Below are 245 nucleotides of genomic sequence, written 5' to 3' on the forward strand. Positions count from 1 at the left end.
ACACCTTGGAATGTAAGGCAAGCATGCATCCGTTCTTTAGAACAAGGATATACGTCATATACAGCAAATGCAGGATTATTGGAACTGCGCCAAGAAATAGCAAAGTATCTAAAAAAACAATTTGCAGTATCTTATGATCCGAACGATGAAATCATTGTTACAGTTGGAGCGAGTCAGGCGTTAGATGTAGCGATGCGCGCCATTATAAATCCTGATGATGAAGTACTCATTATTGAACCAAGTTT

Annotated in this window: 1 protein-coding gene; it reads left to right on the forward strand. The window is 38.8% G+C overall.

Annotation, left to right across the window (positions count from 1 at the left end; translation table 11 throughout):
• Positions 1-245 (forward strand): aminotransferase class I/II-fold pyridoxal phosphate-dependent enzyme (locus SB775_RS32725; protein ID WP_410865462.1); only part of this gene is annotated, 245 nt, incomplete at both ends.

The sequence above is a fragment of the Peribacillus sp. SIMBA_075 genome, from assembly GCF_046534585.1.